We start from the raw sequence: 16394 nt of genomic DNA on the forward strand, positions 1-16394 counted from the left end.
TCAGGTGTCGAAGCGCTCGAGCAGCTCCTCGAGCCGCTCGAGCGCGGTGGTGGTGCGGCCCGCCGCGGCGCGGGCGATGGTCAGCACGAGGGCGTTGACCACGGCCATCGGCACGGTGAGGGACTGGAACTCGCGGCCGTTGCCCCGCGGGGCGGCCAGCACGGTCGTCGACGCGGCGCCGAGGTCGTCGCCCAGCACGTCGGTCACCAGCACCACCGGGGCGCCGACCTCGTGCGCCGTCGCGAGCAGGGGGCGCAGCGTCCGCGGCGGGCGGCGAAAGGCGAGCGCGACGACGAGGTCGTCCCGGTGCAGGGACACCAGCTCCTCGGCGAGGTCGCGGTCGGAGCCGGGGAGGTCGACGACCGGCAGCCCGAACCGGCGCAGCCGGCGCGCGAGCAGGGCCGACAGGACGGTGGCGTTGCCGCGCGCGTAGACCAGCACGCGCCGCGCGGCCAGGACGCGCGCAGCCACCCCGTCGAGCTCCTCCTGGGCCACCGCCCGCGCCACCCCCCGCAGTGCGGCTACCTCGTCGTCGACCAGCCCGGCGACCAGGTCCTCGTCCGGGCTGCGGTCCAGGCGCCTGCGGACGCGGGCGGCGGCGTCGACACCCTCGAGCAGCTCGGACTGCAACGCCGAGCGCAGCTGCGGGTAGCCCGCGTAGCCCAGCTTCTTGGCCAGCCGGGTGGCGGTGGCCACGTGCACCCCGGCGCGCTCGGCGACCTGCTCGGCGGGCAGGAAGGCCGCCTCGGTGGGGTGCGAGAGCAGGACGTCGACGACGCTGCGGTCCGCGGGCGACAGGCGCCCGCGGTGCTCGTCGATCCGGTCGCGGAGGGGCACGGCGCCGACGGTATCTGCAAAGAAACTTGCAGCCAATGGCTGAGCTGCAAATTTGCCCTCAACAGCAGGCGTCGCGGAGGTGACGAGCCGGCGGCCGGGAGAAGCGGTCGTGCGCAGGATTCGCATGACGAACGGCACTTTCGTCGGCTAGGTACCGACGAAAGTGCCGTTCGTCCGGGTGGGAGCCTGTCGCCGTGACACCGCTCCTGGCGATCACCGCGGCGAGAAGTATGTGAGCGCCTCGCGAGGACCCTCGTGTGCGACTCGAGCCGATCTTCCGGTCGGCTCGTCCAGCCAGCCACGCCGTCCCGCCGGTGCTACTTCTTCGGCTTGGCCTTCTTGCCCTTGTCGGCCTTGGCCGCCTTCTCGGGGTCCTTCACCGGGCCCTTGACCGGAGCCGCCGGCTTCGCCTTCGCGGCCTTCTCACCCTTCCCCGCCTTCGCGGGCGCGGCCTTCGCGGGCGCGGCCTTCGTGGGAGCGGCCTTCGTGGGCGTCGCCGCCTTGCGGGCCCTCGCGGGCTTCCGGGGCTCCGGGGCGGCGGGCGCCGCGTCGTCCGCCGCGTCCCGCGACTCCGCGAAGGAGGCCGCCGCCCGGGCCGTCTGCGCCGGGCGCGAGCGGGTGGCGGCGGCCCGCGGGGCGGGCGTCGCGCTCCCGCCGACGGCGCTGCGGAACGACGCACCCGGCCGGAAGGCGGGCACGGTGGTGGCCGGCACGTCGACGGCCTCGCCGGTGCGCGGGTTGCGGGCGGTGCGCGCCGCCCGGGCCCGGCCCTCGAAGACCCCGAAGCCCGTGATCGTCACCGAGTCGCCGGAGCGGACGGTGTCGACGATGGTTCCGAGCAACCCCTCGACGGCGGCGGCCGCCGTGCGCCGGTCGCCCCCGAGGCGCTCGGCGAGCGCGTCCACGAGCTGGGTCTTGTTCATGCCCGCGAACCTACCCCGGACCGCTCAGACCTGGGCAGTCGTGGGCATCCGGGACGGGCGCGCCGCCTCGAACGTCGCGATGTCGTCGGCGTGCCGCAGCGTCAGGCCGATGTCGTCCAGGCCCTCCAGCAGCCGCCAGCGCGTGTAGTCGTCGATGTCGAAGGGCACGGTCAGGTCGCGCGCCTGCACCGTCTTCTCCTGCAGGTCGACGGTGACCTCGGTGCCGGGCTCGTTCTCCAGCACCTTCCAGAGCAGCTCGACGTCGGGCTGCGCCACCTGCGCGGTGAGCAGCCCGCCCTTGGCGGAGTTGCCGCGGAAGATGTCGGCGAACCGCGCGGAGATCACGACGCGGAACCCGTAGTCCATCAGCGCCCAGACGGCGTGCTCGCGGGAGGAGCCGGTGCCGAAGTCCGGGCCGGCCACCAGCACCGAGCCGCGGGAGAACGGCTCGGTGTTGAGGATGAAGTCCTCCTGCTGGCGCCACGCCGAGAACAGGCCGTCCTCGAAGCCGGTGCGCGTGACGCGCTTGAGGTAGACGGCCGGGATGATCTGGTCGGTGTCGACGTTCGAGCGCCGCAGCGGTACGCCGATGCCGGTGTGCGTGCGGAATGCGTCCATCAGGCCAGGTCCTCCGGGCTCGACAGGGTGCCCCGGACGGCCGTCGCGGCGGCCACCAGCGGGGACACCAGGTGCGTGCGGCCGCCCTTGCCCTGGCGGCCCTCGAAGTTGCGGTTCGACGTGGACGCGCTGCGCTCGCCCGGCGCCAGCTGGTCGGGGTTCATGCCGAGGCACATCGAGCAGCCCGCGGAACGCCACTCGGCGCCCGCAGCGCGGAAGACCTCGTCGAGCCCCTCGGCCTCGGCCTGGAACCGCACCCGCATCGAGCCCGGCACCACCAGCATCCGCACGCCGTCGGCGACCTTGCGACCCCTGATGACGTCGGCCGCGGCACGCAGGTCCTCCATGCGCCCGTTGGTGCAGGAGCCGACGAAGACGGTGTCGACGGCCACCTCGCGCAGCGGCGTGCCGGCCTCCAGGCCCATGTAGGCGAGCGCCTTCTCGGCCGCGACGCGCTCGTTCTCGTCGACGATCCGCGCCGGGTCCGGCACCCGCTCCCCCAGCGGCAGGCCCTGCCCCGGGTTGGTGCCCCAGGTGACGAACGGGGTGAGCGTGTCGGCGTCGATGTCGACCACGGCGTCGAACTCGGCGTCGTCGTCGGTGCGCAGCTCGCGCCACGCCGTGACGGCCTCGTCCCAGTCGGCGCCCTTCGGCGCGCGGTCGCGGCCCTCCAGGTACGCGAACGTGGTGTCGTCCGGCGCGATCATCCCGGCGCGGGCGCCCGCCTCGATCGACATGTTGCAGATCGTCATCCGGGCCTCCATCGAGAGGTTCTCGATGACGTTGCCGCGGTACTCCAGCACGTAGCCCTGGCCACCGCCGGTGCCGATCTGGGCGATGATCGCCAGCACGACGTCCTTGCTCGTGACGCCGGGGCGCAGGGTGCCGTCCGCCGAGTTGACGTTGATCGCCATGGTCTTGAACCGCTTGAGCGGCAGCGTCTGCGTGGCGAGCACGTGCTCGACCTCGGAGGTGCCGATGCCGAACGCCATCGCGCCGAACGCGCCGTGGGTGGAGGTGTGGCTGTCGCCGCAGACCACGGTGGTGCCCGGCTGAGTGAGCCCGAGCTGCGGCCCGACGACGTGCACGATGCCCTGCTCGGCGTGGTTCATCGGGTAGAGCGGGACGCCGAACTCGGCGCAGTTCTTGCGCAGCGTCTCCACCTGCGTGCGCGACACGGGGTCCGCGATCGGCAGCTCGACGTCGGTGGTGGGGACGTTGTGGTCCTCGGTGGCGACCGTGAGGTCGGGCCTGCGCACGCGGCGCCCGGCGAGGCGCAGCCCGTCGAACGCCTGCGGGCTGGTGACCTCGTGCACCAGGTGCAGGTCGATGTAGAGCAGGTCGGGTTCCTGACCCTCGCCCTTGCGGACCAGGTGCTGGTCCCAGACCTTCTCGGCCAGCGTGCGTCCCACGGCGGCCCTCCTCGCTGGACGTCTCACATTTCGGGAAGTTAGTATCGGCTCGTGAGACAGCATAGCGGCATCGGCGTCCTGGACAAGGCCGTGGGGGTGCTGCGGGCCACCGCGAAGGAACCCTGCGGGCTCGCCGAGCTGTGCGAGCGCACCGGGCTGCCCCGTGCCACCGCCCACCGGCTCGCCGTGGGGCTCGAGGTGCACGGCCTCCTGCACCGCGGCGCCGACGGCCGCTGGCGCCCCGGGCCCGCGCTCGCCGAGCTCGCGGCCGGCGGCGTCGACCCGTTGCTGGAGGCGGCGAGCCACGTGCTGCCCCGGCTGCGCGACATCACCGGCGAGAGCGTCCAGCTCTACCGGCGCGACGGGATCCACCGCATCTGCGTGGCCTCCGCCGAGCCCAGCAGCGGGCTGCGCGACACCGTCCCGGTGGGCACCCGGCTGCCGATGACCGCGGGGTCGGGGGCCAAGGTGCTCGCCGCGTGGGCCGAACCGGCCGTCCAGCGCGCCGTGCTCGGGGAGGCGACGTTCGGCGACCGCGTGCTCGTCGACGTCCGCAGGCGCGGCTGGGCGCAGAGCGTGGCCGAACGGGAGTCGGGCGTCGCGAGCGTCTCGGCGCCCGTGCGGGACAGCGCGGGGCAGGTCGTGGCGGCGGTCTCGGTGTCCGGCCCCGTCGACCGCATCGGCAGGCGCCCCGGCGTGCGCTGGGCGGCGGATCTGCTGGCCGCCGCGGAAGCGCTGCAGCACCGCCTGTGACCGCACGATCGTGGCACGTCGCCGCACCCAGCTGATCGGGTGAGCCTCCGACCGCTAACGTGGTTTCGTCGTACCCGATGAATACACAGAGTCGTCGGAGGGGCGACGTCATCTGGAACACGAAGACAGTCGCCGAACACGAAGACGGGTGACGATGAGCTACCTACTCGGCATCGACCTGGGCACCACGCGCACGGCTGCCGCCATCGGCCGGCTCGGCGCGCGGCCCGGCGAAACCGAGATCGTCAACCTCGGCGACCGGGCCAGCGCGGTGCCGTCGGTGCTGTACGTCGGCGACGACGGCAGCGTCATCGTGGGCGAGGCGGCCGAGCGGCGCGCGGTGAGCTCCCCCGGCCACGTCGTCCGCGAGTTCAAGCGCCGCATCGGCGACCCCACGCCGATCATGGTCGCCGGGCGCCCCTGGGCGCCGGAGGAGCTGTCGGCCCGGCTGGTGCGCTGGGTCGTCGACCGCGTCGCCCAGCGCGAGGGCGGGCCCGCGGCGCGCATCGCCGTCACGCACCCGGCGGCGTGGGGCAGCCACAAGAAGGAGCGGCTGGGAGGCGCGCTCGCGGCGCAGGGCCTGCCCGTGACGTTCCTCGCCGAGCCGCAGGCCGCCGCGCTGCACTACGCGTCCGCGGAGCGCGTGGAGCCCGGCTCGACGATCGCCGTCTACGACTTCGGCGGCGGCACCTTCGACGCCGCCGTCGTGCACAAGGACGGCCACAGCTTCACGCTGCTCGGCCGGCCCGAGGGCGTCGACCGGCTCGGCGGCGTCGACTTCGACGAGATCGTGTTCCAGCACGTCCTGAGCGGGATGCCGGAGGCGTTCGAGGGCCTCGACGAGACCGACCCGGCGGTGCTGTCGGCCGTCGCGGCGATCCGGCGCGAGTGCGTCGAGGCGAAGGAGGCGCTCTCCAGCGACACCGACGTCTCGATCCAGGTGATCACCCCGCTCGCGCAGGGCTCGGTGCGGCTGCACCGTAGCGAGTTCGAGGCGGCGATCCGCCCGGAGGTCGAGGAGACCGTCGAGGCGCTGCGCCGCGCGGTCGCCTCGGCACGGCTGGCCCCCGCGCAGCTGTCCGCGGTGCTGCTGGTCGGCGGCTCCTCCCGCATCCCGCTCGTCGGGCAGCTCGTCTCCGAACTGCTCGGGCGGCCGGTCAGCGTCGACGTCGACCCGAAGAACGCGATCGCGATGGGCGCCGCCCTGTCGCTGGCGCCGGCGCCCCCCGGCACCGGCGCGTGGGCCCCCCAGGTGCCTGCCCCGCGGGCGAGCGGCTCCGGGCGCAACCCGGTCCGGGCCGCCGCAGCCGGTGCCGCACCACCGTTCGGCGGAGCCGGCGCGCCGCCCCGCCCGCCCTACGGACCGCCCGCCGCCACCGGCGCCTACGGCCACGCCGGAGCGAGCTCGAGCCTCCCGCCGCACCGGCCCGCCCCCCAGCGCCCGCCGGCCCCACCACCCCGGCCTGCCGCCGCGGCCTTCGCCCCCGACTACGACGACGAACCCGAGTACGACTACGACTACGCCCCGGAACGCCGTGGCCGCACCCCCGGCTGGCTGGTGAGCGTCGGCGGCGTCGGCGCCGCCATCGCCGTCATCGCCGCCGTGTTCCTGTGGCCCCAGCCCGACACGCAGCCCACCGCCAGCACCCCGGCCCCGGTCGCCCCGACCCGCGAGAGCGCCGAACCCGCCGCCCCCGAGACGTCGGAGGAGCCGGCGCCCACCACGGAGCAGGAGCAGCCCACCCGCCCCGTCCCGCCGCCGGTCACGACCACCCGGCCGCCGGTGACGACGACGACCGAACCTCCCCCGGTGACGACGACTACACCACCGCCGGTCTCCACGACCGAAGACCCGCCTCCCAGCGGTGACCCGACGGGCGACCCGTCCGAGCCGCCCGGTCCGCCGCCGGGCGACGGCGACGGCGGCGGTGGCGGCAACGACGGCGGGCCGGGCAGCGGGCCGGGCGGAGGTAGCAACGCCGACGGCGGAGGAACGGACAGCGGCACCGGCACCGGCCCTGGCGCGGACACGGCGCCACCCGTCTGACCCACGAGCGACGACGGCAGCAGCACCGGTAGCCCACCACGGTACGGTGCGGCCCCCGTGGAGCTGCTCGAGCGGGCACCCGTCCGCGTGCCGCCGCGCCCACTGGCCGCCCGGAAGGCTCGGTGATCGCCGCGACCCGCACCTGGTGGCTCCGGCGACCACGCTCACGTACGGATCGCCACGATCAGCCGGCGCGAGGCGTACGTCAGCGCTGCGAGCACGTCCTTCACGTACGGCTCGACGCGATCACGACCGGCGCCGCGGGCGCACAGCCGGCAGCACACCCGGTATCGGCTCACCCACCCCACCCCGGCCACGCGGCTCATCGACGGGGGTACCCGCGGCCCGGGCAACGGGTTGCGAGCGACCGGACCGACGCGCCCGAGGTCCCCGGCAGCAGCGGGTGCGCCTGCGCCGGCTCGCCGCCGCGGCCGGGTGTGGGCCGCGGGGGGTGAGGTCTCGCCTTCCGCATCGGCCTCGCGCCGCAGGTCGGGCGACCGCGCATCGTCGGTGATCGTCGGTTCGGTGCAGAACCGGCCGGATGCTGCCGCTGGTGCGCCGATCCGCTGATCACGGATCGCGAGTCGCGCGGGTGCCCGATGATCGTCGATCGGGTGCAGCGGCAGCGGCATCGGCATCGAGCCTGTCGCCGATTGTCCCCGGCCGCCTGTGGCGCAGCTGCTGGCTCAGGTGCTCCGGAACGGGATCCGCATGACGAACGGCACTTTCGTCGGCTAGGTACCGACGAGAGTGCCGTTCGTCCGGGTGGGAGCCTGTCGCCGTTCGTGCGACCGCCCGACGATCACTCACCCGCGGCCCCGCCGACGTGCCGATGATCGCGCGAGACGTACCTCAGTGCGGTGGGTACGACCACCACGTACTTCTCGAAGCGATCATGACGGCATCGCCTGGCAGAGCCGAGCCGGCCGATGGCCCTCGCATCGGCGCCACCGCGGCCTCCGCGGCCTCCGCGGACCAGCAGCCCGCTGGCGAGGCGGCGCACCGACACCCGGAGCAGGGACGGCTGATCTGGTCGCCCCACACTCCGCATAACAAAAGGCCCGCTCCGGATATCCGGAGCGGGCCTTTCGATGTAGCCCCGACGGGATTTGAACCCGCGCTACCGCCTTGAGAGGGCGGCGTCCTAGGCCGCTAGACGACGGGGCCTCGCTGAAACGCTGCGATTGAGTTTATCAGACCGCTTCTGGAGCGTTTCGCTGGGGTACCAGGACTCGAACCTAGACTAACTGAACCAGAATCAGTCGTGCTGCCAATTACACCATACCCCAAGGGATCACGTTCACCCGGGGGTGTCCGTGCCCTGCGTGCACCACTCTAGCCGAGGCCTCCAGCGCGTTCCAAACCGGCCCTCAGCCGGGCCAGCGAGCGCTCCCGGCCCAGCAGCTCCATGGACTCGTAGAGCGGCGGCGAGACCGTCCGGCCGCTGACGGCCACGCGCACGGGGGCGAAGGCCTTGCGGGGCTTGAGCCCGAGCCCGTCGACGAGCGCGGTCTTCAGCGCCGCCTCGATCTCGCCCGCGGACCAGGCCGGGAGCGCGTCGAGGCCGGTCAGCGCGGCGTCGAGGACCGGAGCGGCGTCCGTGCCGAGGTTCTTGGCCGCCGCGTCCTCCTCGGGGGCGAAGCCCTCCTCGGTGACGAACAGGAAGCGCAGCATGCGCGCCGCGTCGGACAGCACGACGCTGCGCTCCTGCACCAGGGGTGCGGCGGCGGCCAGCAGCGCGCGCTGCTCGTCGGTGGGCGTGCCGGTGATCACACCTTCGGCCTCGAGGTAGGGCACCACCCGCTGGGCGAAGTCCTCGGCGGACATCGCGCGCAGGTGCGCCGCATTGATCGCCTCGGCCTTCTTGAGGTCGAAGCGCGCGGCATTGCTCGAAACACGTGTGATGTCGAACGCATCGACCATCTCGGCGAGGGTGAACACGTCGCGGTCCTCGGCGATCGACCAACCGAGCAGCGCGAGGTAGTTCAGCAGCCCCTCGGGCACGAATCCGCGCTCGCGGTAGAGGAACAGGTTCGACTGCGGATCACGCTTGGAGAGCTTGCGGTTGCCCTCGCCGGTGACGAGCGGGAGGTGCCCGTAGCGGAACGGCCCGTTGCCGATCCCGACCCGCTGGAGCGCCTCGAGCAGCGCGATCTGGCGCGGGGTGGAGGAGAGCAGGTCCTCGCCGCGCAGGACGTCGGTGATGCCCATCAGCGCGTCGTCGAGCGGGTTGGTGAGCGGGTAGAGCGGGGTGCCGTCGCCGCGGGCGAGCACGAAGTCGGGCACCGTGCCCGCCTTGAACGTGATCGGGCCGCGGACGAGGTCGTCGAAGGAGATGTCGCGGTCGGGCATCCGCAGCCGGAAGACCGGCGCCCGCCCCTCGGCGCGGAACGCCGCCTTCTGGTCCTCGGTCAGGTCGCGGTCGGCGTTGTCGTAGCCGAGCTTCGGGTCGCGGCCCGCGGCGCGATGCCGCGCCTCGATCTCCTCGCCCGTGGAGTACGACTCGTAGACCTCCCCCGCCTGCACGAGGAGCCCGAGCGCGTTGCGGTACGAGTCGCGCCGCTCGCTCTGCCGGTACGGGCCGTACGGGCCGCCGACCTCCGGGCCCTCGTCCCATTCCAGGCCGAGCCAACGCAGTGCGTCGAGCAGGGCCTCGTAGGACTCGACGGAGTCGCGCTGGGCGTCGGTGTCCTCGATCCGGAACACGAAGGTGCCGCCGTGGTGGCGGGCGTGCGCCCAGTTGAAGAGGGCGGTGCGGATGAGGCCGACGTGCGGGGTGCCGGTCGGCGACGGGCAGAACCGGACCCGTACGGCGTTGGCTGCGTCCATGATGCCCGCCAGCCTAACGAGGGGTCGCGCGCCGCAGCGTACCGGCGTAGAATTCAACGCATGGTGAACAACGAGCGCACGACCTGCGCCGTCGTCGGAGGTGGCCCGGCCGGCCTGGTGCTGGGGCTGATCCTCGCCCGGGCCGGCGTGGAGGTCACGGTCCTGGAGAAGCACGGCGACTTCCTGCGTGACTTCCGCGGCGACACCGTGCACGCCTCCACCCTCACCCTCCTCGACGAGCTCGGCCTCGGCCCGCGGTTCGCCGCCCTGCCGCACCGGCGCATCGAGCGGGCCCGGGTGCAGCTGGACACGGGCACCGCCGCGGTCGCCGACCTGCACCGCCTCCCAGGCGCTCACCAGCACATCGCGCTGGTGCCGCAGTGGGACCTCCTCGACCTGATCGCCGACGCCGCCGAGGCCGAGCCCACGTTCACGCTGCTCCGCAACGCCGAGGTCGTCGACGTGCTGCACGACGGGGGCCGGGTGTCCGGGGTGCGCTACCGGGACCGGGGCGACGGCACCGAGCACGACCTGCACGCCGGCCTCACCGTCGCCTGCGACGGGCGCGGGTCGGCCGTGCGGGCGGCCGCCGGGCTCGTCCCCCGCTCGTTCGGCGTGCCCATCGACGTGTGGTGGTTCCGGCTCCCGCGCCACGACGACGACCCGGCGGCCGTGCTCGGCCGCGTCTCCAGCGGCCAGTTCATGGTCATGATCGACCGCGGCGACTACTGGCAGTGCGCCTTCCTCATCCGCAAGGGCTTGGACGCGCAGCTGCGCGCGGCGGGCCTGGACCGGTTCCGGGAGCGGCTCGCGGCGCTGGTGCCCTGGACGGCCGACCGGCTCGACGCGTTGGAGTCGCTCGACGACGTCAAGCTGCTGGACGTGCGCCTGGACCGGCTGCGCCGATGGCACCGCGACGGGCTGCTGCTGATCGGCGACGCGGCGCACGCCATGTCCCCGGTGGGGGGCGTGGGGATCAACCTCGCGGTCGCCGACGCCGTGGCGGCCGCCCGGCTGCTCGGGCCCGCGCTGCGCTCCGGCGGGATCGTGCCGCGCTCGGTGCTGGCGCGGGTGCAACGACGCCGCTGGTGGGCCACCGCCCTCATCCAGGGTGGCCAGCGCCTGGCCCACCGCGTCGTGCTCGGACGCCGGGCCGCCACGGCGGACGACCCGCTGCCCCCCACCGCGCCGACGACACCCGCCCCGCTCGACACGCTGCCCCTGCCGCTGCGGCTCGCCCAGCGCTTCCCGGTGCTGCAGGGCATCCCGGCCCGGCTGATCGCCATCGGCCCGCTGCCCGAGCACGCTCCGCAGTGGTCGTGCCGCGAGCCGGAGCCCGCCGGCCGCTGACACACCGACAACCGCGCCGGCACACCGACTGCAGTCGGTGTGCGAGCACAGCGATCGGTGTGCGACGCAGCCGGCGGGGCTGCGACCTCAGTTCGAGCGGCGGGTCGCGGCCACCGGGACCGCGAACGCGAGCAGCATGGCCGCCGCGACCCCCAGCGCGCCGAAGCCGGCCGCCTCGTAGAGCGGCCCGGCCAGCGCGCCCGCGACCGCGGCGCCGCCGTAGGTCGCGGCGGTGTTGAGCGCGAGCACCGCGCCGCGCAGCACGGGCGCCGCCGCGGCGAGGCCGCTGACCAGCACGGTCAGCCCGACGTGGTTGACCAGCCCCCACACCAGCGCCACCGCGAGGAACGCGCTCAACGAGCCGATCGTCAGCGCGAGGGTCACGTACACCAGCGCGAGCAGCGCGAGCGCGGGCGCGACCAGGCGCGCGGCGCCCCAGCGGTCCAGCAGCCGGTCGACGACCGCGGCGAGCCCGAACCCGACGCCGTAGCCGAGCGCGAGCAACCCCGCGGTCGTCGCGCCGCCGCCGTGCGCCTCCCGCACCGCGACCCCGGCGAACGCGAACACGCCGTAGAACGCCGACATGTACGCGAGCACGCCGGCGAGCAGGCCGCGGACCCCGGGTGCGCGCAGCGCCGCTCCCAGCGCACCGCCCCCGGCGCCCGGCGCCGTCGTCGCCGGGAGCAGCGCGTACAGCGCCATCTGCACCCCGCAGAGCCCGGCCAGCGCGGCGAACGCCGCCCGCCAGCCGACCGCGTCGCCGAGCACGGTGGCCAGCGGCACACCCGCCACGAGCGCGATCGACCAGCCGGTGAGCACCCGTCCGGTGGCCCGCGCCGCCGCGCCGGGCGGGGCGAGCTCCGTGGTGAGCGCGTACGTCGCGGGCAGCACGACGCCGACGCCGACGCCGCCGACGAGCTGGGCCAGCGCGAGCACGGCCCAGTGCCCGGCGAGCGCGGATCCTGCCGTCGCCACGGCGAGCGCCCCCATCCCGGCCAGCAGGACGGTACGGCGCGGCACCCCGTCGAGCCGGCGCCCCAGCACCAGCGCCGAGGCGACGATGCCGATCCCGTACGCGGAGAGTGCGCGGCCGGCCTCGGCGGCGCCGGTGCCGAGGCCGGCGGCGATGTCGGGCAGCAACGGGGCGAGCACGAAGGCCTGCGCGCCGACCACCACGACCCCCGCGGTCAGTACGGCCGTGGCGAGTGCCGAGCTGCGGTCCCGGACGACGGTCATGTGCTGAAGATGGATCGGCCGGAACCGGCAGGCCAGGCGGATCCGTCAAGTCCGTACCACGTTCGGCCGGAGGAATGTCAGCATGACCCGGTGGACGGGATCGACCGGAGAATCATCGGGCTGCTCCAGGAGGACGCGGGCCGCACGTACGCGCAGCTGGGCCGCGAGGTGTCGCTCTCGCCCGCCGCCGTGCACGAGCGGGTGCGCCGGCTGCGCACGTCCGGCGTCATCCGGCGCACGACGGTGGAGGTCGATCCCGACGCGCTCGGCAGGCCGGTCCTCGCGTTCGTCCTCGTCGACAGCGAGGGCTGGGTGAAGGAGGAGTTCTTCGCCGCAACGCGGGCCGAGCCGCGCATCGAGGAGGCGCACTCGGTGGCGGGCAGCAGCAACTTCCTGCTCAAGGTGCGCGTCGGCGACCCGAACGAGCTGGAGGACGTCCTGCACGACCTCTACCGCGTCGACGGCGTCGTCCGGAGCCGGACGATCATGGTGCTGCGCCGGGGGTTCGAGCGCGGCCTCGGGCTCGCCGACTGATCTCCCTTACCTGCGACGTCATCGACCCCACTACCCGCGCCAGGACATCGTGGAGCCCGTCAACGACGCGCACCAGGAGGCCCCGATGCCGCACTTCACCGCCACCGACGGAACCCGGATCGCCTACGAGGAGTACGGCTCCGGCGAGCCGATCGTCTTCGTCGCGAGCTGGGTGCTGGACGCGGACATGTGGGAGTACCAGATCCCGTACTTCGCCGAGCGCGGGTACCGCTGCATCGCGCTGGACCGGCGCGGCCACGGCCGCTCCGACCGGCCGTCCACCGGCTACGACATCGACACCACCGCGGACGACCTGGCCGCGCTGCTGGAGCACCTCGACCTGACCGGCGTCACGCTGGTGGGCCACTCGTTCGGCGGCGCCGAGGTGGCCCGCTACCTGGCCCGCCACGGCGAGGACCGGGTGGCCCGGGTCGCGTTCGTCTCCGCGGTCGTGCCGTTCCTGAAGCAGACCGACGACAACCCGGACGGGCTCCCCGAGGCCGCGCTCGATGCGGTCATCGCCCAGCTCCGGACCGACCGCCCGAAGTGGTTCGCCCGGCAGGCGCAGGTCTGGTACGCCACGCACCTGGGCAACGACGTCTCCCCCGAGCTCATCGACTGGACGCTCGCCAAGTGCCTGTCCGCTTCACCGTGGGCGACCACGCAGCTGTTCCGGTCCATGTTCCACGCCGACCACCGGGCCGGGCTGCGGGAGATCACGGTCCCGACCCTGGTGGTGCACGGCGCCGCCGACACCTCGGCGCCGATCGAGCTCACCGGCCGCCGCACCGCGCAGCTGGTGCCCGGCTGCCGCTACGTCGAGTACCCGACGGCCGGGCACGGCCTGCACGTCACACACGCCCAGCAGCTCAACGCGGAGCTGCTGGAGCTGCTGAAGGGGTGAGCGGGAACAGCCCGTTCCACCGCGTCCTCCTGCCCGGCTACTCGACCAGGATCACGGCCATCACCGTCGCGAGCATCGCGGGCATCAGCAGGAAGAAGTGGTAGACCACGGCCGGATAGGCGATGGCGCGCGCCACCCCCTTCTTCGCGCCATGGCGTCGCAGGTCCCGGAACGAGGTCACCGGGCCGAGCCACTCACCCGCGGCCGGCGCGAGCAGCCACAGGAAGGGCGCGGTGACGGTCAGCCCGACGAGCAGCGCGAGGATCGCCAGGGCGGGCAGGCCTGCGTCGTGGGCGATCGCGGCGGCCAGTCCGCACAGCGCGAGCACCGCCACGAGCGCCAGGTACGACGCGGTGACCACGACGAGCGCGCGCCGGACGCTCCCACGACCGGCGCGCGCCAGCCTGCGCAGCACCCGCTGCTCGCGGCGAACGGCGACGAGGACGCTCCACCCCGTGACGACGAGCAGCAACGTGACGCGCAACCACATCGGCACCTCGGGTCACCCTCTTCGCCGTCGACGTCCGACGTGTCTCATCGTGGCGGAGCCGGTGCGGACGGCGCATCCGCAGCCCTACGGGATCGGGACTGCCGGAGCTGCCGGCGGGACGTCGAGCGCGGTCAGCGCGCCCAGGTCGGCTCCCAGCTCGAGGCGTCGAGCCGGACCGCGCGGCCGAGGTGCTCCCGCAGTGCGCGCAGACCCGGGTGGGGGTTGTCGCGGCGCCAGACCAGCGAGTGCGGGTAGATCGGCCGGGGCTCGCAGACCGGGATGCGGCGCAGGTCGTAGTGGTCGGGCCAGAGCATCCGGCTCCGGCTGCCGACGAGCGTGGCCACCGTCGGCGACTCGGCGAGGACGTCCAGGAGGTGCTCCGTGCCGGAGCTCGGCCCGACCGTCTCGATGCCGAGCCCGAACGCCGCCGCGAGGTCCTGGTAGTAGGTGGCCCACTCGGTGCCCGCGACGGCACCGGGGATCCACAGCCGGTGCCCGACGAGCTGCGCGAGCGTGACCGCGACCCGCCCGGCGTGGGGGTGCCGCGGCCCGCAGAGCAGGTCGTGGGGCTCGTCGAGCACGCGCGTCGCCGTCACGCCGTCGGGCAGCGCGCGCAGGGGCGCGGCGACCGCCCGGAACGAGGCGTCGATCGTGCCGGCGGCGACCGCCTCGGCGGCGGCGGCGACGCTGGTCTGCCCCAGTGTCACGACATCGAGTGCGACGTCCGGACGGGCGGCGTGGAAGCCGCGCAGGAGATCCGCGGGCGCGATCTGGCGGCTGATGACGTCCACGCGCAGGGCCCGTCTGCCGCTGCGCACCGAGTCGGCGGCGCGTTCCTCGGCCCGCAGCAGCTCGCGGGCGTGCGGCAGGAACGCCTGCCCGTCGATGGTGAGCGCCACCCCGCGGGCGCCGCGGTGGAACAGCGGCACGCCGAGCTCTCGCTCGAGTGCCGCGACGCGCTTGGAGACCGCCTGCTGGGTCAGGCCGAGGTCCGTGGCGGCGTGCTGGAACTGGCCGCTCCGGGCGGCGGCGACGAACGTGCGCACCGCGTCGAGGTCCACGTCGGCAGATCCTAGGTACAACGATCCGTTGTGACACACCGATCCTGGCGTTGTTTGTGCTCCTGGTCCTGGTCCCGATCTGATGCGCCTGCCCCAACAGGTCGTTGTGCGAGGAGGCGGGGTGGTGGCGAGGCGGTCGTTGGGCCGGTCGTTCGGCTGGCTGTGGGCGGCGTACGCGGCCGGCGCGTACGGGACCGGTCTCGGGTTCGGAGCGCTGTCCCTGATCGCGATCACGGTGCTGCACGCCGGTCCGGCCGCGGTCTCGACGATCGCGGCGGCCGGGCTCGCGGTCGGCGCGGTGCTCGCCCTCCCGCTGGGGGCCTGGATGGAGGCCCGGCGCAAGCGCCCGGTGATGGTGACGGCGGACCTGGTCCGCTGCGCGGCACTGGCGAGCGTGCCCGTCGCGTTCGCCCTCGGGTGGCTCGGGCTCCCGCAGCTCGTGGTCGTCGCGGTCGTGGTGGCCGCGGCGAAGATCACCTTCAACGCGGCGGCGGGTGCCTACCTGAAGACGCTCGTGCCGCCCGCGGACCTGGTCGTCGCCACCGGGCGGTTCGAGGCGACCACGTGGAGCGCCACCACGCTCGGCCCCCCGCTGGGAGGAGCCCTCGTCGGGCTGCTCGGCCCGGTCGCGGCCGTCGTCGCGAACGCGACCGGCCACCTGCTCTCGGCGCTCGGCATCGCCGCCATCCCCGACCAGGAGCAGCGCCCCGCTCGCACCGGAGCGCGGGTCCTGCACCACCGCGACCTGCTCGGCGGATGGCGCCACCTGCTCACCCACCCGACGCTGCGACCGCTGTTCCTCAACACCGTGCTCGTCAACGCGCTGATCATGGCCACCGAGCCGCTCGTCGCGGTCCTCATGCTCGGCGAGCTCGGGTTCAGCCCCTGGCAGTACGGGCTCGCGTTCGCCGCCCCGTGCGTGGGCGGGCTCGTCGGGGCCCGGCTGTCCCGCCACGTCGTCGCGCGTCACGGCGCCGACCGCGTCCTGCGCGTCGCGGGCACTTTGCGCGTGTGCTGGCCGATCGGGCTCGCCCTGGTCCAGCCGGGCACGGCCGGGCTGGTCCTCGTCGTCGCCGTGCAGTTCGGGCTGGTCACCGCCATCGGCGTCGTCAACCCGGTGCTCGCCGCACACCGCCTCGAACACACGCCTGCCGAGCGGGCCGCCCGCACCCTCACCGCGTGGTCGATCACCAGCACGGCGACGACCGCGGCGCTCACCGTGCTGTGGGGCCTCCTGGGCAGCGCCGTCGGCCCGCGTGCCGCCATCGCCGTGGCCGGGGTGCTGCTGCTGGCCACCCCGGCACTGCTGCCCCGCCGTCCGGCGCCGGTCGGCGCCGCCGAGCCGGCTTCCAAGTCGCGGCGCCCCGCTCGGGAGCCATGAGGGCCCTCGGCCGCCCCGA

Annotated in this window: 15 protein-coding genes and 2 tRNA genes; 6 read left to right on the forward strand and 11 right to left on the reverse strand. The window is 74.3% G+C overall.

The annotated features are described in order from the left end of the window. The 4 genes from FB558_RS07975 to leuC all read right to left on the reverse strand — a co-directional run bounded on the left by FB558_RS07975 (position 1) and on the right by leuC (position 3790). A complete protein-coding gene (locus FB558_RS07975; protein WP_170231231.1) occupies positions 1 to 837 on the reverse strand; it encodes a MurR/RpiR family transcriptional regulator in 837 nt (278 codons plus the stop codon). Between the two features lie 317 nt (positions 838 to 1154). After that, on the reverse strand, positions 1155 to 1760 hold the full coding sequence (locus FB558_RS44390) for an HU family DNA-binding protein (protein WP_142049747.1): 606 nt from the start codon (positions 1758 to 1760) through the stop codon (positions 1155 to 1157). A 24-nt stretch (positions 1761 to 1784) separates the two neighbouring features. After that, the gene (gene leuD / locus FB558_RS07985; RefSeq protein ID WP_142049750.1) at positions 1785 to 2378 is read right to left on the reverse strand and encodes a 3-isopropylmalate dehydratase small subunit; all 594 of its coding nucleotides are present in this window, start codon (positions 2376 to 2378) and stop codon (positions 1785 to 1787) included. After that, positions 2378 to 3790, reverse strand: coding sequence for a 3-isopropylmalate dehydratase large subunit (gene leuC / locus FB558_RS07990; protein ID WP_211366194.1), 1413 nt, complete (start codon positions 3788 to 3790; stop codon positions 2378 to 2380). The genes leuD and leuC overlap by 1 nt, the downstream gene beginning before the upstream one ends. A gap of 51 nt (positions 3791 to 3841) precedes the next feature. Here leuC and FB558_RS07995 point away from each other — a divergent pair, with 51 nt between their 5' ends. After that, positions 3842 to 4543 (forward strand): IclR family transcriptional regulator, encoded by a 702-nt coding sequence (locus tag FB558_RS07995; protein WP_142049755.1) that lies wholly within the window; start codon positions 3842 to 3844, stop codon positions 4541 to 4543. 154 nt (positions 4544 to 4697) lie between these two features. Then, positions 4698 to 6590 carry an Hsp70 family protein gene (locus tag FB558_RS08000; protein ID WP_142049758.1) on the forward strand — a complete coding sequence of 631 codons (1893 nt, stop codon included), beginning with the start codon at positions 4698 to 4700 and terminating at the stop codon, positions 6588 to 6590. A gap of 164 nt (positions 6591 to 6754) precedes the next feature. Here the strand turns inward: FB558_RS08000 and FB558_RS45150 are convergent, their stop codons facing one another. The 4 genes from FB558_RS45150 to gltX form a co-directional block, all read right to left on the reverse strand. After that, positions 6755 to 6889, reverse strand: coding sequence for a hypothetical protein (locus FB558_RS45150; protein WP_281288567.1), 135 nt, complete (start codon positions 6887 to 6889; stop codon positions 6755 to 6757). A 795-nt stretch (positions 6890 to 7684) separates the two neighbouring features. Next, positions 7685 to 7757 (reverse strand) — tRNA-Glu (locus FB558_RS08005). Between the two features lie 50 nt (positions 7758 to 7807). After that, positions 7808 to 7879, reverse strand: a tRNA-Gln gene (locus FB558_RS08010). A 46-nt stretch (positions 7880 to 7925) separates the two neighbouring features. Further along, on the reverse strand, positions 7926 to 9419 hold the full coding sequence (gene gltX, locus FB558_RS08015; RefSeq protein ID WP_142049761.1) for a glutamate--tRNA ligase: 1494 nt from the start codon (positions 9417 to 9419) through the stop codon (positions 7926 to 7928). A 60-nt stretch (positions 9420 to 9479) separates the two neighbouring features. Between gltX and FB558_RS08020 the strand changes: the two genes are divergently transcribed. Continuing rightward, positions 9480 to 10769 (forward strand): FAD-dependent oxidoreductase, encoded by a 1290-nt coding sequence (locus FB558_RS08020; RefSeq protein ID WP_142049763.1) that lies wholly within the window; start codon positions 9480 to 9482, stop codon positions 10767 to 10769. A gap of 87 nt (positions 10770 to 10856) precedes the next feature. On the opposite strand, the gene FB558_RS08025 is transcribed toward FB558_RS08020, so the two are convergent. Next, positions 10857 to 12005, reverse strand: a complete 1149-nt coding sequence (locus FB558_RS08025) for an MFS transporter (RefSeq protein WP_142049766.1) — start codon at positions 12003 to 12005, stop codon at positions 10857 to 10859. 90 nt (positions 12006 to 12095) lie between these two features. Here FB558_RS08025 and FB558_RS08030 point away from each other — a divergent pair, with 90 nt between their 5' ends. Together FB558_RS08030 and FB558_RS08035 are read left to right on the forward strand one after the other, a co-directional pair. Further along, a complete protein-coding gene (locus tag FB558_RS08030; RefSeq protein ID WP_142049769.1) occupies positions 12096 to 12539 on the forward strand; it encodes an Lrp/AsnC family transcriptional regulator in 444 nt (147 codons plus the stop codon). 49 nt (positions 12540 to 12588) lie between these two features. Next, positions 12589 to 13443 (forward strand): alpha/beta fold hydrolase, encoded by an 855-nt coding sequence (locus FB558_RS08035; protein ID WP_211366197.1) that lies wholly within the window; start codon positions 12589 to 12591, stop codon positions 13441 to 13443. Between the two features lie 37 nt (positions 13444 to 13480). Here FB558_RS08035 and FB558_RS08040 read toward each other — a convergent pair whose 3' ends face one another. Both FB558_RS08040 and FB558_RS08045 read right to left on the reverse strand, forming a co-directional pair. Next, a complete protein-coding gene (locus FB558_RS08040) occupies positions 13481 to 13933 on the reverse strand; it encodes a hypothetical protein (RefSeq protein WP_142049772.1) in 453 nt (150 codons plus the stop codon). Between the two features lie 131 nt (positions 13934 to 14064). Beyond that, positions 14065 to 14994, reverse strand: a complete 930-nt coding sequence (locus FB558_RS08045; protein WP_142049775.1) for a LysR family transcriptional regulator — start codon at positions 14992 to 14994, stop codon at positions 14065 to 14067. A gap of 121 nt (positions 14995 to 15115) precedes the next feature. On the opposite strand from FB558_RS08045, the gene FB558_RS08050 reads away from it, so the two are divergent. Next, positions 15116 to 16375 (forward strand): MFS transporter, encoded by a 1260-nt coding sequence (locus FB558_RS08050; RefSeq protein ID WP_425467978.1) that lies wholly within the window; start codon positions 15116 to 15118, stop codon positions 16373 to 16375. The last annotated feature ends 19 nt before the right edge of the window (positions 16376 to 16394 follow it).

The sequence above is a fragment of the Pseudonocardia kunmingensis genome (assembly GCF_006716445.1).
GTDB lineage: Bacteria > Actinomycetota > Actinomycetes > Mycobacteriales > Pseudonocardiaceae > Pseudonocardia > Pseudonocardia kunmingensis.

Coding starts and splice junctions, on each gene's coding strand:
- FB558_RS44390 (WP_142049747.1), bottom strand. CDS start 1,760: ATGAACAAGACCCAGCTCGTGGACGCGCTCGCCGAGCGCCTCGGGGGC.
- leuD (WP_142049750.1), bottom strand. CDS start 2,378: ATGGACGCATTCCGCACGCACACCGGCATCGGCGTACCGCTGCGGCGC.
- FB558_RS08000 (WP_142049758.1), top strand. CDS start 4,698: ATGAGCTACCTACTCGGCATCGACCTGGGCACCACGCGCACGGCTGCC.
- gltX (WP_142049761.1), bottom strand. CDS start 9,419: ATGGACGCAGCCAACGCCGTACGGGTCCGGTTCTGCCCGTCGCCGACC.
- FB558_RS08020 (WP_142049763.1), top strand. CDS start 9,480: ATGGTGAACAACGAGCGCACGACCTGCGCCGTCGTCGGAGGTGGCCCG.
- FB558_RS08025 (WP_142049766.1), bottom strand. CDS start 12,005: ATGACCGTCGTCCGGGACCGCAGCTCGGCACTCGCCACGGCCGTACTG.
- FB558_RS08040 (WP_142049772.1), bottom strand. CDS start 13,933: ATGTGGTTGCGCGTCACGTTGCTGCTCGTCGTCACGGGGTGGAGCGTC.